Raw genomic sequence first — 21,631 nt, 5'->3', positions numbered from 1 at the left:
CGACCGGTGAACCCACCGCCTTCCGGGCCGGTGGGCCTACCAGCCCTCTCACTTGGTTAGGAAGCCAACGGCCAGCCCGAATTCGACGCCTCGCGCCGAAAAAGCCGCCCCGAGGGGCACACAGGCGTAGGCGAAACAGGTGAAGTCGCTCCCCCCTGCCCACCTCCCAAAGCGTGAGTGCGGACCGATCGCAGTGCGGTGGCCAACCGGGCCTCGGCCCTCTGCCGACGCTTGGCCAGCGTTTTGTAGGCCGCCCCGGTCTCGGTGGACAGCGCCACCAGCGAGACCCCCTCCAAGCGAGTACGAGCGATCAACTCCGCCTCACCCGCCGACAGGGTCCCGGCACGCACAGCCGCCTCCAGGACCGACTCGCACGAGCGGGCCGCATCGGGCACGGCTTCGAAGTCGACCTCCTGAGCCCGGCCCCACACCTGGCGGGCGACGGTGGCCACGGCGCGCTTACGCTCCCCCATGGCGGCCCGGCGCACCCGGCACAGCAGGAAATAGCCCAGCCCGGAGTGCTCCACGGTGACCACGCGGATCTGGCGGATCGCGGCGGTAACCACCTCGGCCTCCAAACTCTCCGCGCTGTCCTTGTCCAGACCTCGGCTGGCTTGACGCACCGCCGATCGCAACATCGGCATGGCAAGGCCGAGCGCCCCCACCATCCAGTCCTGGGACAGGCGAGCCCTCCGGATGGTGTGCCGCCACACCGCGTCCCTGAGCTGGTTCGGAGTCGCCTGGGCCACCAGGACGCCGCGCAGCTCATAAAGCGAGTAGGTGCGCTCCTCAAGGAGCGGGTGCACGTGTGCCCCGTGCAGGCTCAGGTGCGCGGGTGCCATGGCAACGAAACCGGATTCGATCTCAGAAAGCAGCGAAAGGTTCATGTGTCCTCCCTGGTTGCGCCATCGGGGTCCGACAGGAACCACTGAAAGACACCGCGGACTCAGGGGTTGATCAGAACCGACTCAGGCCCTGCTCAAACATGACTCAGAAGCGACTCACACACACCAAGAAAAGGTAAAGTATCTCCGGCGGAGAGCCGATTTGCCAACGGAGCCTGCCATGCGGATGAGCGAACACTCAGGGCTTCTAACTGGCAAGACACTGGGATCGCGGGCACGCTCACCCACCCGTGAGCAGACTCATGAGTCACCGCGAGTGCTCACTTCAGAGTTCGTTGGAAAATTTCAGCAAGGCTCTTCCGAGACGCCCAAAGTCTGCGCTTGAAAAGCTTCGAAAACGCCACCTGAGAGCGCTCCGCGTTTTCCTTGAAGCCGATATTGCTCTTTCCGCGAGCGGTGTTCGGACTACGACTGGAAGCAACCGAAGGATGTGGCTCTGCTGCGGCCGGAAGGGCCGGGATTCCCGTTCTCGCGACGCTGGGGCGTCCGGTGGGTAGGCGAGGAGTGAGGTCCCGGAAGGGGCCACTGGAGGCCCATAGGCGGGACCGGTCGTAGATGGTGGACCAAGAGCCGCAGCGTTCGGGAACGTCGTGCCAGGCGCGTCGGCACGGAACCGCCACATGATGGCGTTGAAGTAGCTGCGCAGGTCGGGGATGGGTCCGCCGGCGCCCAGGAGCAGGTGCGGTTTGATCAGGTCCCACTCGCCATCGGTGAGGTCACCACGTGCCACGGTACGGGTCTACCGGTTCGGGCACTCACCCGGAGAGCGAGTGCCCGAACAGTGGGCAAAACCCGGAACAGACCCTAACTCGGCGAGAGCGGTCCACTGCTGTTGGGGTTACCGGGAGAACGTCGCACCGAGGAACGCGCTCCACTCTCCGCCGGGGAAGGACAAGCAGCCCTGGTCCCGGTTCTGCGTATCCCTGACGAGGACAGCTTCGGGAGCCGCAGCCTCGTTGACCTCGACGCACTCGCCCTGGGCTCCGCTGTAGCTGGACTTGTGCCACCCGCTGGTCAGGTCGATCACTCCAAGCCTCCCATGGCTCTCGAAATCACATCATGTGAGGCTACAGGGGGTAGCGCCCACGTTTGCAGCTCCCCGTACACGGCCAGAAGCCGCGTCACGGTGTCTCCGCCGAGCAGTTCGCCGCCGGAGGCGTGCTCGACTTCGACAAGCGTCTCGCGCTCCTTGAAGGACAACAGCCGGAACGGGCCGGCAGCTCCGCCGTAGTACGGGGTGTCCGCTGGCAGGATCAAGATTCTCACGACCCCGGAGGCGTCCAGATCGAGGAGATGTCCCAGCTGTTCCTTCATCACTGCGGGTGAACCGACACGGGCTCGGACGACCGCCTCGGCGAGGATCGCGACCAGACGCGGGTCGTTCATCCCCCTCAGCGCGTCGAGGCGGCTGACCCTCAGGTCCACGAGCCGGTCGATTTCCTCTGGCGTGTCCAGGGGCCGACCGTCGCGGAAGATCTGGCGCGCGTAGTCGGGCGTTTGGAACATACCCGGGACAAGAGCAGGGTTCCATATCTGGATCCCGGACGCCTGCTCTTCGGCCGTGACGATCTTTCGGTGCCAGTCAGGATCCTCCTCGGCCCGCTTCGCCTCTGTCCAGCGACGGAGAAGGTCACCGTTCGTACCGAATAATGCCTCCGCCTCGTTGAGAAAGTCCCTTTTTGGTGCTCGATAGGCGTTCTCGTATTTACTGATAGTTGACGCACCGTATCCGGTCGCCTCGGCCACCTGGTCCAGAGTGAGCCCACGCCGGTCACGCAGCCTGCGGAGCTCCTTCCCGAAGGTGGTCCATGCTGACAGCAACTTCTCAGGCATAGGTAGAACTTTACAGAGAATCTCTACATTCTCGTACGGGTTCCACCAACTAGCGGCCGATGCACGTAAAGGCATTGAGGCGGAGCATCTCGCCTTGGACGATGGGCACCCCGGCGGAAAGCGTCGACCACAGAAAACCCCGGCGGCTGTGCCACCAGCCCCGGGAACGGCTCCCACCGAACACGCCAGAGGTGAGAACGTGGCAGATCCTACCGAATCAGGTATTCCAACCAGCACCTCGCGCACTCGTCCACGAGAAGACGGACCCCGGTTTCCCGGGGAGCGTGCGAACGCCTTCCCGTGGGCTGGTGAAGTGCCGCCCACGTCGAAAGTCGGCCTGCCGGCTGGTGAGGCCGCTGCGGTCACTACCCGCTCCCGGAGGGCACAGGCGGTTGCGCGCAGGTCCTTCCCCGGAGTCCCGGGCTCGGTGGCGCATGTGCGCAACTGGGTTGAGCAGACCTGCGCACAGTGGCGGGTCCCCATCCCGGAGGTGCTCACGCTGGTGGCCTCGGAGCTGGCCTCCAACGCCATCGCCCACACCCACAGCGGCCGGCCGGGCGGGCAGTTCGCCACCCGCCTTCTCCTCTACCCGGACCGCATGCGGCTGGAGGTACGCGATGCCGGTCCTCTCTCCGGCCGAACCCCGCTGCGCCGCACCCCCGCCCTCACCGCCGAGCACGGCCGGGGACTGGTGCTCGTGGACGCCCTCGCCACCGACTGGGGACGGCTGCCCGCAGGAACCGGCACCTTCGTTGAACTCCCCCGAGTACCGGGGAGGAGTGCATGAAGTTCCCGCGACGGACCCGCTCTCGCCCTGTGGTCATCCGTGCTCTGGCTGATTTCAACGATGTCCGGTGGCGCGCCGCTCAGCAGGGCTATGTCCTCACCCGCCAGAAACGGTTGCTGGGAGCGGTGTACGCACTCACTCCGCTTGACGGAGACACCGCGATCCTCCACGACCTCGGAGAGGTCCGCGCCTTCCTCGACCAGCCCTCATGACCGTGTGCGGCGACAGGCCAGCGGGCCGCCCCGCAACCGCGGCCACAACGTCCATGCCCTTCAGCGAGCAGGAACAAGGAGACCCGTTGCCCGTATCAACACCCCACGAGCTGGCAGAGGACGAGGCCGACACCCGGAGCTGCCGGGACCTCCAGGTACGGGGAGCCCGGTGCCACCGGCTCCTGCGCCGCGGCCACGTGGTGCCCACCACCCCTGCCAGGACCGCCTGGCACCAGGGCCGAACCGACCTGGCCGGGGAACTGCTCCTCCAGGAGCGCGGAAGGCACGCCGCCGAACACGCGGAGTTCGTGTCCCGCGGCCTGTCTCTGACGACCCTGTGGATACCCGACCACCTCCTCACCGGCTACGGGCACTACACCCTGGCGACTCTGAACCATGCGCACCAGGCCGGTCAGCGCATCCTTGTGGGAGACCCAGACCAGGTGCGGCACATGGAAGTCGAAGAGCCGTTACCGGAGGTGACCGTCTACGAGGCGGCCGTGGTGTACCTGCACGACCACACCCTCCTCGGGCGCCGGAACGGAGCGGTTAGGATCGCCGACCCCATCCTCGCCGCCCACCTGTGCGAACAGTTGGGGGAACTGTGCCGGGATGCCGCAACCTTCGAAGCCTTACTCGGGGAGGTGGCATAAGCAGTTCTGCCTCTGACTTCCATGTAATGACCGCTCCACACAAACAGCACAGGGCACCCACACGGCCCGGTTTTATTCCCAGGCAGGAATATCCGGCCAGAGATTGACCGAGCCCGCCCACTTCTCTACTGTAAATTCCGTTTCGACCCTTTCAGAAAGGGCCACACCATGAAGTTCGAGAAGCTCTCCGGCGACTGCAACCGGGATGACTGCCCGGGAATCTACTCCACCGACAAGGGGACCGTCGTCGTACAAGGCGCGCTCCTGACCGACACCACCGGCCTCACCCCCTCCCCGGGGGAGGCCGCGGTCGAGATCCCCGTGCACCTGATCGAGGAGGCCGCCCGTGCGCTTGGAAGGTAACGCCTGGCGGGAGTTCTTCGACTCCTTCCAGCACGAGGCGTTCCGCCTGGAGACCCTGCCCAGCTACACGGTGCCCGAGGAGGAAGAGGAACTGCGCCGGTTCCTGGCCGGGGAGACCCGCCCAGCCGAGGAGCTGCACACCGACGGCTACCTGCTCCGGGTACGCGGCCACGTCGAGTCCGGGCGCCGGATCCGGCGCGTGCACACCCTGACAAGCCCCGTCGGAGACCACCTGCGCTTCCAGTTCGCGTGGGGCTACGCCTTCAGCGTGCAGGCCGGCGAAGAGGTCAACATCCTCGACTTCGCCACCACCCCCGACCCCGGCCTGCCCCGCCAGGACTTCTGGCTCTTCGACGACACCCGCGTGGTGCTCATGCACTACGCTGCCGACGGAACCCAGACCGGCCGGGAGCTCTTGGAGGGGGCCGACCCCGCCCCCTATGTCACCTACAAGAACCTGGCCCTGGAGCACGCCGTCCCCTTCACCGAGTACTACAAGGCCGACTGATTGACGCTTGAGCCCGACCGTGCCGGACAGCCGCGCAGCGAGCTGGCGGAGGCCCTTCGCAGCCTCCGCCGCGCCTCGGGGCTGACCGGCGCGCGGCTCGCCGTCCGCAGCGGGATGAGCCAGGCCAAGGTCAGCAAGATCGAGAACGGCCGCGTGCTGCCCTCCGCGCTGGACGTCGAGCGCATCCTCAATGCGCTCGACGTCCAGCTCGGCGAGGAAGAGGCCGCGCGCCTGCTGGAGCTGGCCCGTGTGGCCAACACCGACTACCAGGGTTTTCGCACCGCGCTCCAGCGCGGGCTCGGGGAGACCCAGCGGGACCTGGCCGCGATCGAGGCCTCGGCGTCCGCCATCCGCTTCTTCCTGCCGTGCATGATCACCGGGCTTCTACAGACCCCGGACTACGCGCGCCAGACCCTGTCGCACATGCTGGTGAACCGCGGTGCGAGCTGGGAGACGGCGCTCGCACGGCGCCTGGAGCGCCAGACGGTGCTCTACGACGAGGGCAAACGCTTCGTGTTCGTCCTGACCGAGGCCGCCCTGCGCTGGCCGCTGTGCCGCCCGGAGGCGATGGCGGTGCAGATGGACCGGATCGCCTCCCTGAGTGAGCTGCCCAGCGTGGACATCCGCGTCGTGCCCGCCGATCCTCCTGTGCCCAGCGGTCCCCTCAACGGGTTCACCGTCTACGACGACCGGCTGGTGACCGTCGAAGTGTTCACGGGCAAGCTCGCCCTGCGCGACCCGAAGGACATCTCCTACAGCATGGAGATATTCGCCTTCTTCCACGAGCACGCACTCGAAGGCGAAAACACCAGGTCATTCCTTCGCGGCCTTGCCCAGGAATACCGAAACCGGGCATAACCGGCACCGCTGAAGGCGAATTTATTCCTTGGCGGGAAACTCCTTCACCTGTCTCTTGCGGGTCCTTAATCTGAGCTGTGCTCACAGGCCCCCATGAGAAAGGAAAGCCCTGTGCAGAACACGGAGTGCAACCCCGGCCCGGAATCCCCCTTCACCCTCGACATCAGGCTGCTCGAGAGCAGCGACTCCCTGGCCCAGCTGATCAACCTCACCGACGACGGCTGCGGTGCCAGCTGCCCCACCACCTGCGTCACCAGCACGTCGGCCTGAACAGCGCCTGCCGGCTCTGCCGAGTCTCTGATCCGTTCATCACCGCCAGCACTCACGGGAGAGTTCATGCGCTTGACCGAGACCCTCAACGCCGAACCATCCGAGCCGCTGACCCTGGACCTTCGCCTCATCGAATCGGCCAGCTCCACACAGCCGTTCCCCACCAGTGACGACGGCTGCGGATCCAGCTGCCCGAGCGCGTGCACCAGTACCGCGAATTGACCCGCACGGTCGGCACCGGCCCGGATCCGGTGCCGACCAGCACTTCTGGGAGGAGGGGAGATGGCTTCCGACAAGAAGCAGCACGTACGTTGGCGTGTGGTCGGCCGACCGCTGGTGCGGGCGAGCCTGTTCAGCGGCCTGCCGACGGACGGCGTTCCGGACCTGGGCGGCACTGACCCGCGTCCGTTCCTGGAGTGGCTGCGCCGTGTGCGGGAGCACCCGGGTCTGACCGAGGCGGTCCGGCACGCCTCGCCCGACCTGGCAGCCGGTGTGGGGGCTCTGCTCGACCAGGATCCGGCCGCGGTGCGGGTACGCCGAGCACGGAAGGTGACCGCTGCCGTCCTGCGCTACGCGCTGCGGGCCGACAGCCGCGCCACTCCCTTCGGGCTGTTCGCCGGCGTGACCGCCGCAGCCTTCTCCGAGCACTCACGGGTGGTGTGGGGTGGCGCCCACCGGAAGGTGGCCTCTCCGGGCGGGGCATGGACGGCCGAGGTCGTCGGTGCGCTGGAGGTCCTTCCCGGGGTGTGTGAGCACCTGCTGGTCGTCGTCAACAACACCGCAGTCCAAGAGCGCGGACACCTCGTGGTTCTCCAGTACACGCGCCCCGACCCGGGTGCGCCCGGGTCGGATACAGAGCAGGTCGAGATCCGTATCGGCAGCGCTGTACGCCTGATCCTGGAAACAGCACGCCAGCCCGTACCGTGGTCGACGCTCCGGGCCAAACTGGCTGCTGAGTACCCCGATGAACCTGCCGTGAGCGCTGACGCCATGCTCGCCCGAATGGTCCAGGTGCAGGCGTTGCTCACCTCTCTCGCCCCGCCGTCCACCGAAACCGACCTCCTCGGATGCCTCGTCTCTACTCTCACCGGGAGCAACAGCTGGGCTCCGCCTGAAGTCCGGCCGCTGGTGTCGCATCTCCAGGAGGCTCACACGGCGGTGGCGGAGCACAACCGCGGTGGCGGCTCCAGCACTCTGGAGGAGGCCGACGAGGCGGTCGCGCGGGTGTCCCGGGTCCAGCCGCTGGGAGTGGACGTGCGGGTGGACGCCGACCTGGCCTTGCCCGTGGCGGTGGCACGTGCGGCAGAGCAGGCCGCGTACATGCTGACCGTCCTGTCCCCTCACCCGGAAGGGCTGCCCGCGTGGCGCACCTACCGGGAACGATTCGCCGACCGGTACGGCGACGCGCTCGTACCCGTCCACGAGGTCGTGCACCCCCGGGCGGGGTTGGGCTTTCCTTCCGCATACGCCGCCACCGCTGGCACCGAAGGCAGCGCCGAGACCCTCACCGGCCGCGACCGTTGGCTGCTGGAGCAGGCCCAGATCGCCGCCCTCGAACGGCGGCGGGAGATCACCGCAGACACGCTCCTGGACCAGCTGGCGGCCCGGCGCCTCGCGCCGCTTCCTGGGCACACGGAACTGAACCTGCGCGTGGAGTCGCCCTCACGGGCCGCGCTGGACAGCGGCCGGTTCCACATCGCGGTGCTGGGCTCCTCCCGCAGCGCTGCCACCATGGCGGGCCGGTTCGCCGCCCTGGCCGGTGTCCGGGACGACCTGCGCGAAGCCGTATCGCACACCGCCTCCGCCGGGGCGGTGCCGGTGCAGTTGTCGTTCCCACCGCTGCGAGCCCGCAGCGCCCCTCTGGTGCGTTCGGAGCGTCTTCTCGATCGCGCCGTCAGCGTGGGCGAATACCCCGGTCCAGGACCGAGGCAGCTGGATGTGGACGATCTCGCGGTCGGATGCGATGACGGCGGTCTCTTCCTGTTCTCAGGCGCGTTGGACCGCAGGGTCGAGCCTGTCGTGCCGCACGCGCTGAACCTGCGATACGCCCCGCCTCTGGCCCGTTTCCTGGCCGAACTCCCCCGCGCCGAACGCGCGGTGGTCGTCGGATTCGACTGGGGCGCGGCCTCCACACTGCCGTTCCTGCCCCGTATCCGCTCGGGCCGGGTAATCCTGGCCCATGCCCGGTGGCGTATCAGAGCCGCCGAACTTCCCTCACGGACCGCGTCGTGGCAACAGTGGCGGCGAGGGTGGGCGGCCTGGGCTGAGCTCCGTGGTCTGCCCGGGGTGGTGGACCTGGGCAAGGGCGACCAGCGTCTGCGCCTGGACCTTGCCGAACCAGCGCACCTGTTCCTGCTGCGTGCCCAGGTGGCCAAGGAAGGTGGCACGGTTCTCACCGAGGCGCCGGACCCGCGCTCGTCCGGATGGTGCGAGGGGCGGTCGGCCGAGGTGCTCGTTCAGCTCTGCCGACAGGAGGTCGCGTGAATACCACGATCACCGAAGCGACGAGGATAGCGGGACTGGTGGCCGACCGCCTGGCCACACCGGAGCAGGGGCGTGCGCTGGCCGGAAGCCGGTGGTGGCCCCAGTCGCTGGCGCACGGCGCGGCCGGAGTGGCGTTGTTGCACATCGAACGGGCGCGCACCGGGCACGGCCCGTGGGAACGTGTCCAGCGGTGGCTGGAGTGCGCGGTCGCCGAGGGGGTGGACTCCTCTCCCAACGCGCACCTGTACTACGGCGCGCCCGCAGTGGCGTTCGTTCTGCACCGGGCCGCAGCGGTCCACCCCGGGTATGGGGGTGAGCTTGCCCGGCTGGACCGGGCCGTGGGACTGATCGTGGCTTCCCGGCTTGAGCGGGCGCATGCGCGGATGGACGCCGGAGGGCTTGCGCTGCTCGCGGAGTTCGACACCGTTCGAGGCCTGACCGGACTGGGTGCCCTGCTCCTGGCCCGTGACCCGCAGGGCCCGCTCCTCCGGGGCCTGCTGGCCTACCTGGTGCGGTTGACCGAGCCGGTCACCGTGCAAGGCCGTGCTCTTCCCGGTTGGTGGAGTCCGGTCGGACCCGATGGGAAGAAGAATGCTGCTTTCCCCGGAGGACACGCCAATACCGGTATGGCCCACGGCATCGCCGGTCCCCTGGCCATCCTCGCGGCGGCCCTGCGGCGCAAAATCGCGGTCAAGGGGCACACCGAAGCGATCACGCGCATCCTGGACTGGCTCGACACCTGGCAACGGACGTCTCCATCCGGGGCGTGGTGGCCGTACTGGGTCACCCACGATCAGATCGACGGGGCCCGCACTTTGGTCGGCCCGCAACGTCCCTCGTGGTGCTACGGCGCTGCGGGTGTGGCCCATGCGCAGATGCTCGCGGCTGACGCCCTGGGCGACCACCGGCGCTACGCCACGGCGCGGAGCACGCTCGCCCGCGTCTTCACCGACACCCCTCTCTCCTCGACGGCGCTGGACTTCTCTCTGTGCCACGGTCTCGCTGGGCTGGCGGTGCTCGCCCGCACCACCGCCCTGGGCGATGCCCCCGGACTGTGGGCCGTGCTCCGGGGCGGTGACTCCGCCGCGGTGGCGGACCGTCTGCTCACCGAAGCCGGAATCGGCCTGCTGGAGGGGGCAGCCGGTATCGCCACCGCTCTGCACACGTTGCACACCCCTTCTCCCGACATGGGTTGGACCGCCTTCTTCCTCCTCGACCACCAGGAGCACCACCGTGACGGATGACGAGCGGCCACAGGTCCTCATCCAGTGGACCGACTGGGCCGCCGCCGAGCACTGGGCCGTTCACGAGCTAGGCCCGGCACTCGAAGGAGCCCGCGAAGAAGGGATCGTGCCAACGTGGTGGTTCGTCCGTAAGAGGCCACACTGGCGGCTGCGCTACACCGGAGGCCGAGCAGCCCGACAGTTCTTCGACACCGAACTGCAGCGGCTCCGACGCGAGCGAGCCGTCAACCGCTGGGTGCACGGCGTCTACGAGTCCGAGACTGGGGTTTTCGGCGGAGCGTCGGGGATGGCGCTGGCCCACGCCGTGTTCTGTGAGGACAGCCACCATCTCCTCGCCTACCTGACGCGCCGAGATACAGCAGCCGATGCCGAGCTGGGCCGTCGCGAGCTCGCCCTCCTGCTGGGCAGTGCCTTCCTGCGCGGTGCCCGGTTGGACTGGTTCGAGCAGTCCGACGTCTGGGCCAAGGTCGCCGCCCTACGTGCCCTTCCCGAGCCCTTGTACGCGGAAGAGGAGCTGCTCTCCTCAGCGCGCATCCTCCTGACCCTCAACCCGCAGCATCTTCCGGCGTCGGGGTTGCTGCACCACACCGGCAACTGGGCGCAGGTCTTCACCGCGGCCGGAGCCGCCCTGGCCGATCTCACCGCCCAGGGCCGGCTGAGCCGGGGTCTGCGCGCGGTGTGCGCCCACCACTTGATCTTCGCCTTCAACCGGTGGGGCCTGTCCTACCGGGACCAGCACATCCTGTCCACCACCGCCAGAGAGGCCGCCATGACCGACACCTCCCACAACGCCGCACCGGAAACCGCTGACGCCTTGCGCGAAGGACTCATCCGGCAGCTGCGGGAGAACGGTGTCCTCACCGCCCCGGCGGTGGAGGAAGCGTTCCGCTCGGTACCGCGCCACACCTTCGTCCCCAACGCCACCCTGGAAGAGGCCTACACCAACGCCCCCGTACACATCAAGCACGACGGCAACGGCGCCTCCATCAGCTGCGGATCACAGCCCGGAGTCGTCGCGACGATGCTGGAACAGGCCGCCCTGGAACCCGGCATGCGTGTGCTGGAACTGGGTGCGGGCACCGGGTACAACGCCGCCCTCCTCGGCCACTTGGCCGGGCCGACCGGGTCGGTCACAACCATCGACGTCGACCAGGACCTGGTCGAAGGCGCGCGTGCCCGGCTGAAGGAGAACGGCGCCGCCAACGTGACCGTGGTTCTGGGTGACGGCGCGCTCGGCCACCCCGACGGAGCCCCCTTCGACCGGGTGATCGCCACGGTGGGCTGCCACGACGTGCCCCGCGCCTGGGTGGACCAACTCGCCCCCGGCGGCAGGCTCATCGCCCCGGTGCGCATCGCCGGAGACGTCTCCCGCTCCATCGTCTTCGAAGCCCGCGGCGACCACTGGGCATCCGTGGACAGCCAGCTGTGCACGTTCATGCCCCTGCGCGGAGGAGGCGTCGGCGACGACCCCCGTCGCATCCTCGCCCTGGACACCGACGGGACGGTCCTGCTCCAGACCAACCAGGACCAGAGCATCACACCCGAACAGGTGGAGCGCGTGCTCGCCGAGCCCTCCACCACCACCTGGACGGGGGTGGACTTCGGCAAGGGCCAGCCCCTGGACCCGATGTGGCTGTGGCTGGCCACCCGCCTGGACAACCGCCTCTCCCGAATGCCGGTGCAGCCGCAGGCCGTGGCCAGCGGCCTGGTCTCTCCCGGGCTGCCCTGGGGGGACATGGCCGGCGTCCCCGAGGGCGAACGCGGACTGGCATACCTGACGTTGCGTCCGGTGGAAGGCCGACAGGGCCGCCATGAAGTCGGCATCATCGGGCACGCCCCCGCCGGGCAAGAGCTGGCCGAGCAGATGGCCGAGCACATCCGGGCCTGGGAACCCCACCGCGCAAAGGAGCTCTCCCTCGCCCTGCACTACAACCCCGTATCCGACCAGTCCACCCCGGTGCGGCGGGTGCTGGCGCGAGCCCAGTCCACCCTGATGGTCTCCTGGGGAGATCCCGTATGAGGTTCGCGCACTGGTTCCCGCTCGTCCCCCGTCCGCGCCCGCCGGCGGACAGCCTGAACGCTCGCGTGGAACGCCTCACCGCAGCGGGACGAACCGCACGGTCCGGCTCGGACGGGGAGGCTCTGGCCGCCGCCGCGCAGGTCTACAACGGCGCGGCCCTGCTCGCCTCGGACATCGGACTGCCCGACCTGGCCCGCACGTGGTGTTGGGAGCACGCACACGCGTACCTGGCGCACCTGCCGTTGAACGCCGCCATGGCCCAACGTGCTCTGGAGCCGGTGATCAACCTGGCCCGACTCCGGATCCGCGCGGGCGACGGCGCAGAGGCCTTCGCGATACTCACCGCCCTGCGCGAAGGGGTGCGCATGGCAAAGGCCACCGTGATCGACAGCCATGAGCTCTCCCTGGACCGAATCGTCACCTCCGACGAGGACCGGGTGGAGCTGCACCGCTGGCTGTGGACGGTGTGCTTGGGAGACGGGATGCGCGCCCTGGCTACTGAAGGCAGATGGCAGGAAGCCGCCGAGCAAGCCCGGCAGCACGGCGGGATCGGCAGCCGCCTTTTCGACGGCCGCCAGGTCGCCGTCATCGCCGCGCTCACCGGGGGCGATCCGAGAGCTGCGCTGGCCATGGCCGAGGACAGTGAGGTTCGGGAACGGTGGGAGAGGGCCGTCCAGGCGCTCTTGGTTCTGTGGTGTCGCAGAGAATCCGCCGAGATCACGACCACCGACACCGAGACGGCCTTGGGCCGTATCCGTGACGTCGACAGCGGCCGGGTCGTGTTCACGACACGGCTCGGGATCGTCGCAACGGAGCTCCTCGGAGGTCCCCAAGAGGACTCCTCCGAGCTCGCTTCGCGTCTGGTCAGCACCATCGTCCACACACAGGACGGGTACGCGGCCCGAGACCTACTCAACGCCTGGAAGCAGGAGTTAGCCCAAGAGAACGTGGACACGCTGGGACGGGTGCTCGAGGCGTCGGGGATCGACGCAATGACGTTGCCCGAGCCGTTCCTTCATGTGCTCGGAACGGCGCTGAAAGAAGCGAATCGAAGGCTCCAGCACGGTCTCATCCCAATTTGACAGAGAGGGCCGCTTCCGGGGAATGGGCGGAGATCACCCACTCCGGAAACCGCCCGGTGGACGAGTATCTGCCGCCCATGCTCGAACGGCCCCCGTGATCACCTACTCTGCACAGGCCACAGCTCACCACACGGCCCAGTGAGAACCAGCCCACAGGTACCGCCCACCTCTTGATAACCCAGCGTATTAATCCGGCTGCGAATCCAGTGCTTGTTCAGTGGCCGTCCAGGCCTGCATCCAGCCCTGTGTTCGACCTTCTTCGCATCTTTGGAGAGAGCCCTGCAGACCAGGCGGGGCGGTGAACAAGGGAGATGTGAGATGCGGAGCTGGGTTCGTGCGCCGATCGGGATAGAGGCGGAGCGGTGGACCACCTGGAAAGTGGACCGGAAGGTGCTGGCAGTGGTGTGCACCATGGCCGACGCGCAGCGGCTGGTGGACCCGGTAGCGACCCTGGCCTCGGACCCACGGGTACAGGTCGTGGCTTCCATCGCTCCGGGGCAGGTGTTCGACACCGGTCTGCAGGAGTGGCTGCACCAGGCCGGGGTGGTGATCATCCCCTGGCCGCAGGCCACCACCACACGGTTCGATCTTGCCGTGGTGGCCAGCGCGAGCCGTGCCCTGGAGAGCGTGCACGCCCCGGTGGCGCTGTTCGCGCACGGGGTCGGGTTCAACAAGCTCACCCCGCCGGTGGGCACCGGTGGATCCGGCCAGGGTGCGCTTCCGCGGGCGGTGTACGGCTTGAGCCGGGAGTCGCTGCTCCGAGACGGGCGGTTGTTGGCGGCCCGGATCGCCTTGGCGCACACCGAGGAGGCGAAGCGGCTGGCCGCGTCCTGTCCTGAAGCGGTGAGAGCGGCCCGGGTGGTGGGCGATGGCGCCGCCGACCGATTGTTGTCCTGGTTGGGCCGTCGTGACCGGTGCCGTGCCGAGCTAGGGCTGGCCGAGGGTGATCGGTGGGTGGTAGCGGCCTCGACGTGGGGACCGTCCTCGCTGATCGGTGCGCGGCGTGCGGTTCTGGAGCGGTTGGTGGCCGAGGCCGCTGCTGCGGGCTGGCGAGCGGGGTTGTTGGTGCACCCGAACGTGTGGGCGGCGCACGGGACGTGGCAGGTGCGGCAGTGGTTGCGTCCGCTGATGCTGCGCGGATTGGAGGTGGTGCCGGTCCAGGCGGACTGGACAGGGGTGCTGGCGGCGGCGGATGCGGTGGTAGGTGATCACGGGTCGAGCACGGTGTACGCGACGTTGACGGGGCGTCCGTTGGCGGTAGCGACCGCGGGGCACGGTGATGTGGTGCGAGGTTCGCCCATGGAATGTCTGCTCTCGGCGTTGCCGGAGGTAACCGAGGACGGGTCGGTGTTGGCGCGGTTGCGTCGGTTGCGGTCGCTCCAGGAGCAGGCGGCGGTGGCCGCGGTCGCGGCCCGTGTGACCTCCCACCCCGGTGAGTTCGCGTCAAGGACGAGGGCGGTGCTGTACGACCTGCTGGGTTTGGCCGAGCCGGATGCCCCCGCCGTGACGCGCCCGGTGGGGTCGCTGGGGTGGGCTCTGCGGAGGTGGTCGGCGTGAGAGCTCACAAGGGCCCGGGGCAGGGGCCGGGGCATCGCGGTCAGATTCGTGGGGAAACGCAGAGGGTGGTTCCCGATGTGAATGCGGTGGCCGGGGCCGCTCCGTGTCCGGGGTCGGACCGGGCCGACCGGTTGGCGGGTGCGGGTGGCCGGGCGTGGGTGGTCGATGAGGTTCTCGTGGTCGATCCCGCTTTTCCCGGAGGGGCCGGGTGGGCGGGGTGCGCCGACATCCTGATGTCCGCCGTCTCCGGGGAGGGTTCGGCGGCGGACACCTGGGCCACGCAGGTGTTGGAGGCCTATCCGGGGTGTGCGCTGGCGGGTGTGTTCTCCCCCGACGGTGGGGTGCGGGGATGGTCACGCACCGGGAAGACGGTGCATGTCCCCGGGGAGGGTGGGGGCCGGACCGCCGGGGCGTGGCAGGAGGCGGGAGCAACCCTGGTGGCGGTCTACGCCCGCTGGTGCATGAGGGCTGGGAGCGGGGGCGAAGATTCACCCACACGTGTGGTGGCGCTCCCCCTCCCCGTGCACGGGATGGGGAGGGGTGAGGGCGCCGTGTCGTGGTTCACGGTGCACGCCCGGGGCGGGTGAGTCACTCTCTCTGGGGGCGGGGAGGGTGCAGGTGGTCGCTCACGCGCTGGTGGGCCGGGTCAGTGGGGGGCAGGAGTTCGTGGGCTTTGCGGTAGGCGTCTTGGGCCCGGGCCTGCTCCCCCTGATGGCGGGCCAAATCGCCCAGGGCCTCCCAGGCTTTGCCCTGGCCGGAGGCCGACCCGTGCTCGCCCATCCCCGCCAATGCCTCCTGCAGGGTCTGCTCGGCTCGGTCGTACTCCCCTAGGTCTGTGAGTGCACCGCCCAGGACGGTGCGGATACGGGCCCGGTTGTACCGGTCGTCCTCCAGCAGGTCCAGGGCGAGGGTGAGGTGGTCTACGGCACGGCGGTGGGCGTTCAGGGCGTGGTGGGCGCGGCCGAGCATGAAGTGGCTGATGGCGCGGTTGTGGGTGACACCGGTGGTCTCGTCGACCGTGACCGCGTGGGTGAGGTGGTCGATGGCTTGGTCGTACAGGTGGGCGCGAAAGGCCACACTGCCTTTGCGCTGGAGGGTCTGGGCCAGGCGCACCTGGTCGTCGAGGAGGGTCCACAGGGTCTGTGCGGTGTCGAGGTCGGCCATGGCCGCAGGGGTGTCACCGAGGTGACTGTGGAGGAGGGCACGGTTGTTCAATAGCACCGCCCGGGTGTGGTCGTCGCCGCGGTGGTGGGCGGCAGCGATCGCGGGGGTGACGGCGTTCATCCAGGGGGTGGTGCGGCTGTGGTGGAGGAACAGGCACCACAGTCCGTGCAGCAGGTGCAGGGCGTCGTGGGTGCGGTTCAGGTCGGTGGCGATGATCGCGATCGCGGTGAGGTTGGCGTGCTCGGTCTCCAGCCACCCCAGGGCGTGCGCGGTGTCGGTGAAGCCCACCTCAGCACCGGTGGGCACGGTGCCGGCGTAGGGGCGGATGAGAGCATCGGCCGCCCCGGCTTGGGCGGCGAAGGAGGCGGTCAGGCGTGCGAGTGCCGCGTTCTGTTCGGTCGGTGTCTCGTCCTGGTCGGCGCGGTGGGCGGCGTGCAGGCGGATGAGGTCGTGGAAGGTGTACCGTTCCCCGTTGCGCACGAGCAGGTGGTGGCGGGCCAGGGTGTCCAGTCCCTGGGCGCATTCGGGTGCGGATCGGCCGGTAAGGGGCGCGGCCGTATCGGTGGTGATGTCGGGTCCGGGGTGCCATCCCAGGCGGCGGTACAGGCGGGCGGTCTCGGCGGGCAGGGCGGTGTAGGACAGGTCGAAGGCTGCACTCACGGTGGTGTCCATGTCCAGGTGTCGGCCGGTGGCGTCCAGGTGGGCCAGGCGTGCGGTGGTGAGGTGGTGTTCGACCTGGTTCCAGGTGCGGGCCCGGTGGTGGGTGCCGTGTCCCAGGGCCAGGGTGGTCAAGGCCACGGGCAGCCCGGAGCACAGGGCACTGATCCTGCGCAATACGGCGGTGTCGCTTCCAGGGGATGGGGCGGGTGCGAGCGCTGTCAGGAGCCGGGCCCCTTCGGTGTCGTTCAAGGGGGGCACTTCGATGGTGCGGGCGCCGTGCAGGCGCAGTCCGGCTAGGGGTGAGCGGCTGGTGACCACCAGGGTGGTTTGGGGGCCAGCCGGGAGCAGGGGGCGGACCTGGGCGGCGGTGAGGGCGTTGTCGGCCAGGACCGTGATGGTGGTGGAGGCGGTGGCCGATCTCCACCAGGCGGCCCGGGTGGCGGTGTCGGCGGGCAGGTTCGCGCGGTCGATGCCGACGGTGTGCAGCAGGGAGCCGAGGGCTTCGTGGGGGTCGGTGGGGGGTGTGGACAAGCCGCGCAGGTCCACGAAGAAGGCGCCGTCGCGCCCCCAGTGTTCGTGGGTGTGGAGCAGGTGTGTGGCCAGGGCGGTTTTGCCGACCCCTGCGGGCCCGGTGAGCACGACCACGGCGGGGCGCCCGCGCGCGTGAGCGCCTTCGACCACCTCGCGGCACTTACGGGCGGTTTGCGTTTTTTCGATGAAATCGACTGGAGGTAGTGGTATTTGACTTTTTTGAAACTTTGTCAATTTTGCAGAGGCAAGGCAGATTCCTCCACTCATGGAGCCTATTTGGATTGATACTCCATTTATATCCCCTTGTATCGAGTTTTCTACCCGAGGGGACTTGGAATCGAATGATGGGACGTCAAGAGGTGGTGTCGTGGGTTCGCTGCACACAGGGTCCTTACTGGTCCGGATGATGTGAAGGTTTCGGACATGCAAGGGCCAGTCTGAGCGGACTCTGGCGTCAGCACAAGTAGTGATTCCCGCCATACGAACAGTTGGCTCGATATGCACAGGCTTGTGCACGTGCAAAGTACCGACAATGAGACCAAGACCTGCCTGAACACAAAAAATGCCCGCCGCGTGCAGCGACGGGCTGAGCCCTCTGGAGTCACGAAAGGGTTAGAACAAACGCTCCACCAGGACAGGCAAAACGATCCATGCAACAAACCAAGTGCGTTGCGGGAGGACCGAAAATGCCTTTGCGTGGAGTACAATCAGGTACTTCATGGCACCTCCGAAGAGGACAGTCCTCCACTCAGCGCAAACCAGGGAGAGGGCTGCCCTCGGTGTGATGAAAGGCGGGACGCCTCGGTGCTACGGGGCGTCCCGCCACTGCGGACAAAAAGGACATTTAGACCTTGACTTCAGGGTCCACAGGACATCGTACAGACAGACAGGCCGACCGAAAAAACATCACTTATTCGACAGGTCGTTTCAGCGCCTCGATGAGTGCTTCCAGGATCTGTGTCTCGGGTGCGCGAAGCTCGCCGAAGAGATCCGCCGCCTGCTGGAGAAGAGCGAGACCGTCCCCGGCACCGCCCTGCCTGTTCAGGAGTTCGCCCAAGGCATAGAGCGCCTGGGCTCGCTCTTTACGCAGGCCATGGCGCTGTGCGATCTCAAGGGCGCGTCTGAGCGAGCGTTGGGAGGCGTGCGGGTCGCCGGTCTCCAGTTCAGCGATACCGATCAGGGACGTGACCTCGGCGGAAGGGCTGAGTGCATCCCCCAGAGCGAGGCTGCGTCGGAAATAGGTGCGCGCCCGTTCGGGCCGACCGGCGGTGTTCTCCGCGACTCCCAGGTTGGACAGCGCTGTGGCCAAGGCCCATCGGTCTCCGAACCCCTGGAAGATCACGAGCGCCTGTTCCAAGCAGCGGATCGCTTGCTCAGGATCTCCCCGATGCAAAGCGATCTCACTCATGTTGCCCAGTGTGAGCGCGACTTTGTGCTCGTCACCACGCCGTCGGGCGATTCCCAGCGCCCTCTCGCACAGTGCCCAGGCCTGGTGGTGATACCCCAGGTGGTGGTAGGCACCGGCCAGGTTGATATGGGTCTCGGTGAGGAGTTGGAGATCCGGGGCCAACTCCAGGACCGTGGTGGCGTCGGTGAAGTCGGAGACCGCCTCGTGGAAAGCGCTGGAGTTGAAGTGGCACAGTCCGCGGCCCCGCAGCGAGAAGACGATTCCGGGCCGGTGGACGCAGGCCTCGAAGAGTTCCAAAGCCTCATCGAAACGGCTGCGGCTGGCTTCATAGGAGTCGGCCACGTACAGGATCATGCCTTCTTGCGCCACAGCCCAGGCGCGGCCCAGGTGATCCTCGAGCCCGGACCACAAACGGTGGGCGACCGTGTTCTCCCCCAATGCCTCTTCGGTCCGGCGCAGACGTAGCAGCGCACGGGCGCGGTCGAAATGCGCGCGGGCCCGGGAGCGAGGGTCCGCTCCTTCGGCACCCGGTCGGGTGAGGCGGTTGTGCAGCGCTGGTGCGTGGTGCCAGGGTCCGCGGGCGTCGATGTGCCCGGACAGCGTGTGGGTCAGGGCGTCGGCGATGCCCTGGTGCCCGTGGGTGCGGGCACCACTCAGAATGACTGTCAGGGCCGGTGTTTCATCGCGCAGCCAGTCCAGTGCTCGGGTCTCGTCCCATGGTTGCACCGGTAGGGCGTTCTCGTGGTCGTCGCGTCCGGGGCGGTGCGGGTACACGGTGTGGTCGGCGCGGCGGGCGGTGTCCAGGTAGGCCTGGTACATGCGGTGCCGGGCGGCGTCGATGTCGGTTGAGGACAGCTGGTCGAGGGCGGTGTGGTGGGAGTAGGCGCTGACCAAGGCGTGCATGGCGAACCGCCCGGGGCGGGGTTCGTCCACGAGGTGGGCATCGACGAGGGCGGCGAGTGCGCCGGTGGCGCCGTGGTGGTCGATGAGGGCGGCCGCGATGGGTTCGCTCACAGTGCGGGTGGGGTGCAACCCCAGTTGGAGGAAGGCGTATCGGTGGTCGGGGTGCAGGGCGGCCAGGGTGGTGGCGAACAGGGAACTCAAGTCCACTGCGCCGAGGCGGAATCCCGCAGTGGCGGGTACGTCGGGGGTGGGGATGCTGTGCAGGACGTCGGTCAGGGACCAAGTGGGGTTCAGGCGTGCCGTGGTGGCCGCCAGTCTCACCACGAGCGGTAGCCGTTCGCACCGGTCGATGATCTCCTGCACGGTGTCGGCTTCGTCTTGTGCGATGTCTCGGCCCAGAGCGATGGAGAAGATCGTGGCGCACTCGGCGGTGGAGGGGGGCCGGAGGGGGAGGTGTTCGGCGCCGTCCAGGTCGGGCAGTCGCCTGCGTGTGGTGATGAGCGTTGCGCATCGGTCGCCGGCGGGCAGGAGCGGGAGGACCTGGTCGGTGTCAGAGGCATCGTCCAGGACGATGAGGGCGCGCAGGGTGCGGGTGTGCTCGCGCCAGACAGCAATGCGTTCGGCGCGGGTGCGGGGGATGCGGTCGGCGGGAAAGCGGGCCAGGCGCAGGAGGTCGATGAGCGCGTCGTCGATACTCAGCGGTTCCAGCCGGTCGTGGTGTCCGCGCAGATCCAGGTACAGGCGAGTGTGGGGGAAGGCGTTCTTGACACGGTGGGCGGCGTGCAGTGCGAGCACGGTCTTGCCGATGCCTGGCATGCCGCTGATCACCCACGTCGCCGCGGTGCCGGTGTTCGGATCGGTGAGGCGTGTGGTGAGCAGGAGTGCTTCAGGTGTGCGGCCGTGGAAGTGGGCCGGGTCCTGAGGCAGGTTGTCGCGCACCGGTGACGCCGGCATACCGACGTGTGGCTCGCTGCGGGCGAGTGGGGGTTCGGTGGGTTCTGTGGTGGAGGCGAGCAAGGCAGCGAACAGGCGCCGGGCTTCCCTCGAGGGGTCCACGCCCAGGTGTTCGGCGAGATGGTCTTTGAGCCGGTGGTAGACGGCTAGAGCGTCGGCCGTGCGTCCCAGAGTGTGCAGGGCGCGTATGTGGTGGGTGTGCAGCACCTCATCGGAGGGGTAGAGGGGGAGGAACGCTCCCAGGACTCCCACGATGTCGGCGTGGTCGTGGTCCTGGGCGGCGAGGTGAGCCCAGGCGGCCAGGGCGTCCTGGTGAGCTTGGCGCAGTGCCAGGCGGGTGCGTTCGGCCCACTGTCCGGTGACTTCCGGGATGGGGTCGCCCGCCCACAGCTCCAACGCCTTTTCCAGGCATGCGCGGACTGTGCGGCGTTCGGAGGTGGAGGACAGGGCTCGGGCGCGTGAGCACAGTCGGGTGAAGAGCCCCCAGTCGGTGTCCTGAGCCGGGAGCCGAAGCAGGTACCCCTCAGGTGTGTGGAGCAGGGTGCGGCGATCGCCTCCGGCGCGGATGATCGTGCGGCGCAACCGGGTGATGTAGGTGTGCAGGGTGGCGCGGTACCCGGTCGGGGGATGGTCGTCCCAGAGGCGTTCGGCGAGGGTCTCCAGTGGCAGCGGGGCTGGGGCGGCCAAGGCCAGGCATACCAGGAGCGTTCGTTCCTTGCCGGTGCCGAGCGTGATCTCGTGGTCGCCTTCGCCCAAGCGGATGGATCCCAGTAAGCGCAGTCGCATGGTAGTCCCTCATCGGCAGGCTCCAAGAGGGTTGTGCGCAAGAAGGATGACAATAAACGCATATCCGAAAAATATATTTCATAACGCGCACCATCACATGATGATGCACGTGCAAATTCACAACACACGTCACATTCACTTGGATTTGCCAAACCCCGCACGAAACACCTTTCCCGCGAACACCAACAGGATCACTCCAGGAACTTCACACCATGCACCCTTGAACCTAGGCCATTTTCTCCTTCGGAGAACATGAGAACGAGGCCATTATCTTCCATGCAGCACCCTTGACAAGACTTGGCACGGAACCATGGAAAACGCTGCTTACTGGGATGATCACACCACCCCGACCGCCACATCAAGATGGGTCACAAGCGCGCAAAGTACACACCCTGCACTGGAGCAACACGACGAGGGCATGCGGACTCATCTCATCAGAGAAGCGTCCG

Annotated in this window: 17 protein-coding genes; 12 read left to right on the top strand and 5 right to left on the bottom strand. The window is 67.9% G+C overall.

The genetic code is table 11. The annotated features are described in order from the left end of the window. Positions 1 to 56: 56 nt before the first annotated feature. The 3 genes from PWG71_RS08530 to PWG71_RS08520 all read right to left on the bottom strand — a co-directional run bounded on the left by PWG71_RS08530 (position 57) and on the right by PWG71_RS08520 (position 2,738). Complete coding sequence (locus PWG71_RS08530) at positions 57 to 887, bottom strand: sigma-70 family RNA polymerase sigma factor (RefSeq protein ID WP_274809012.1); 831 nt, start codon at positions 885 to 887, stop codon at positions 57 to 59. Between the two features lie 856 nt (positions 888 to 1,743). Beyond that, positions 1,744 to 1,932, bottom strand: a complete 189-nt coding sequence (locus PWG71_RS08525; RefSeq protein WP_342455950.1) for a DUF397 domain-containing protein — start codon at positions 1,930 to 1,932, stop codon at positions 1,744 to 1,746. Further along, positions 1,929 to 2,738 carry a Scr1 family TA system antitoxin-like transcriptional regulator gene (locus tag PWG71_RS08520; RefSeq protein ID WP_274809011.1) on the bottom strand — a complete coding sequence of 270 codons (810 nt, stop codon included), beginning with the start codon at positions 2,736 to 2,738 and terminating at the stop codon, positions 1,929 to 1,931. Before PWG71_RS08520 ends, PWG71_RS08525 begins: the two co-directional genes overlap by 4 nt. 427 nt (positions 2,739 to 3,165) lie before the next feature. On the opposite strand from PWG71_RS08520, the gene PWG71_RS28770 reads away from it, so the two are divergent. The 12 genes from PWG71_RS28770 to PWG71_RS08460 all read left to right on the top strand — a co-directional run bounded on the left by PWG71_RS28770 (position 3,166) and on the right by PWG71_RS08460 (position 14,776). After that, positions 3,166 to 3,525 (top strand): ATP-binding protein, encoded by a 360-nt coding sequence (locus tag PWG71_RS28770; protein WP_274809010.1) that lies wholly within the window; start codon positions 3,166 to 3,168, stop codon positions 3,523 to 3,525. A 298-nt stretch (positions 3,526 to 3,823) separates the two neighbouring features. Then, the gene (locus PWG71_RS08510; protein WP_274809009.1) at positions 3,824 to 4,390 is read left to right on the top strand and encodes a DUF6879 family protein; all 567 of its coding nucleotides are present in this window, start codon (positions 3,824 to 3,826) and stop codon (positions 4,388 to 4,390) included. A gap of 168 nt (positions 4,391 to 4,558) precedes the next feature. Beyond that, positions 4,559 to 4,753, top strand: coding sequence for a hypothetical protein (locus tag PWG71_RS08505; protein ID WP_274809008.1), 195 nt, complete (start codon positions 4,559 to 4,561; stop codon positions 4,751 to 4,753). After that, a complete protein-coding gene (locus tag PWG71_RS08500) occupies positions 4,737 to 5,261 on the top strand; it encodes a DUF6879 family protein (RefSeq protein ID WP_274809007.1) in 525 nt (174 codons plus the stop codon). The genes PWG71_RS08505 and PWG71_RS08500 overlap by 17 nt, the downstream gene beginning before the upstream one ends. Next, positions 5,262 to 6,119, top strand: a complete 858-nt coding sequence (locus PWG71_RS08495) for a helix-turn-helix domain-containing protein (protein WP_274809006.1) — start codon at positions 5,262 to 5,264, stop codon at positions 6,117 to 6,119. A 111-nt stretch (positions 6,120 to 6,230) separates the two neighbouring features. Further along, entirely contained in the window at positions 6,231 to 6,389 is a 159-nt protein-coding gene (locus PWG71_RS08490; RefSeq protein WP_274809005.1) for an FxLD family lanthipeptide, read from the top strand. 66 nt (positions 6,390 to 6,455) lie between these two features. After that, positions 6,456 to 6,611 (top strand): FxLD family lanthipeptide, encoded by a 156-nt coding sequence (locus tag PWG71_RS08485; RefSeq protein WP_274809004.1) that lies wholly within the window; start codon positions 6,456 to 6,458, stop codon positions 6,609 to 6,611. Positions 6,612 to 6,671: 60 nt separating this feature from the next. Continuing rightward, entirely contained in the window at positions 6,672 to 8,873 is a 2,202-nt protein-coding gene (locus tag PWG71_RS08480) for a lantibiotic dehydratase family protein (RefSeq protein WP_274809003.1), read from the top strand. Next, entirely contained in the window at positions 8,870 to 10,117 is a 1,248-nt protein-coding gene (locus tag PWG71_RS08475) for a lanthionine synthetase C family protein (protein ID WP_274809002.1), read from the top strand. Before PWG71_RS08480 ends, PWG71_RS08475 begins: the two co-directional genes overlap by 4 nt. Further along, positions 10,107 to 12,137, top strand: a complete 2,031-nt coding sequence (gene fxlM, locus PWG71_RS08470; protein ID WP_274809001.1) for a methyltransferase, FxLD system — start codon at positions 10,107 to 10,109, stop codon at positions 12,135 to 12,137. Before PWG71_RS08475 ends, fxlM begins: the two co-directional genes overlap by 11 nt. Next, positions 12,134 to 13,219, top strand: coding sequence for a hypothetical protein (locus PWG71_RS08465; RefSeq protein ID WP_274809000.1), 1,086 nt, complete (start codon positions 12,134 to 12,136; stop codon positions 13,217 to 13,219). The genes fxlM and PWG71_RS08465 overlap by 4 nt, the downstream gene beginning before the upstream one ends. 390 nt (positions 13,220 to 13,609) lie before the next feature. Beyond that, entirely contained in the window at positions 13,610 to 14,776 is a 1,167-nt protein-coding gene (locus PWG71_RS08460; RefSeq protein WP_274808999.1) for a hypothetical protein, read from the top strand. A 588-nt stretch (positions 14,777 to 15,364) separates the two neighbouring features. Here PWG71_RS08460 and PWG71_RS08455 read toward each other — a convergent pair. Together PWG71_RS08455 and PWG71_RS08450 are read right to left on the bottom strand one after the other, a co-directional pair. Beyond that, positions 15,365 to 17,281, bottom strand: coding sequence for a tetratricopeptide repeat protein (locus PWG71_RS08455; RefSeq protein ID WP_274808998.1), 1,917 nt, complete (start codon positions 17,279 to 17,281; stop codon positions 15,365 to 15,367). Positions 17,282 to 18,041: 760 nt separating this feature from the next. Next, entirely contained in the window at positions 18,042 to 21,182 is a 3,141-nt protein-coding gene (locus PWG71_RS08450; protein ID WP_274808997.1) for an AfsR/SARP family transcriptional regulator, read from the bottom strand. Positions 21,183 to 21,631 lie beyond the last annotated feature (449 nt).

Origin of the sequence: Nocardiopsis sp. N85 (genome assembly GCF_028882275.1) — a bacterium.
Classification (GTDB): Bacteria; Actinomycetota; Actinomycetes; order Streptosporangiales; family Streptosporangiaceae; genus Nocardiopsis; species Nocardiopsis lambiniae.
Note: the sequence above shows the minus strand (reverse complement) of the source record. Positions and strands in the feature narration are given on the sequence as shown.

What these genes read in the sequence shown, in the direction of transcription:
- PWG71_RS08485 (WP_274809004.1), top strand. Translation starts at nt 6,456, where the DNA reads ATGCGCTTGACCGAGACCCTCAACGCCGAACCATCCGAGCCGCTGACC.
- PWG71_RS08530 (WP_274809012.1), bottom strand. Translation starts at nt 887, where the DNA reads ATGAACCTTTCGCTGCTTTCTGAGATCGAATCCGGTTTCGTTGCCATG.
- PWG71_RS08520 (WP_274809011.1), bottom strand. Translation starts at nt 2,738, where the DNA reads ATGCCTGAGAAGTTGCTGTCAGCATGGACCACCTTCGGGAAGGAGCTC.
- PWG71_RS08450 (WP_274808997.1), bottom strand. Translation starts at nt 21,182, where the DNA reads ATGCGACTGCGCTTACTGGGATCCATCCGCTTGGGCGAAGGCGACCAC.
- PWG71_RS08480 (WP_274809003.1), top strand. Translation starts at nt 6,672, where the DNA reads ATGGCTTCCGACAAGAAGCAGCACGTACGTTGGCGTGTGGTCGGCCGA.
- PWG71_RS08465 (WP_274809000.1), top strand. Translation starts at nt 12,134, where the DNA reads ATGAGGTTCGCGCACTGGTTCCCGCTCGTCCCCCGTCCGCGCCCGCCG.
- PWG71_RS08505 (WP_274809008.1), top strand. Translation starts at nt 4,559, where the DNA reads ATGAAGTTCGAGAAGCTCTCCGGCGACTGCAACCGGGATGACTGCCCG.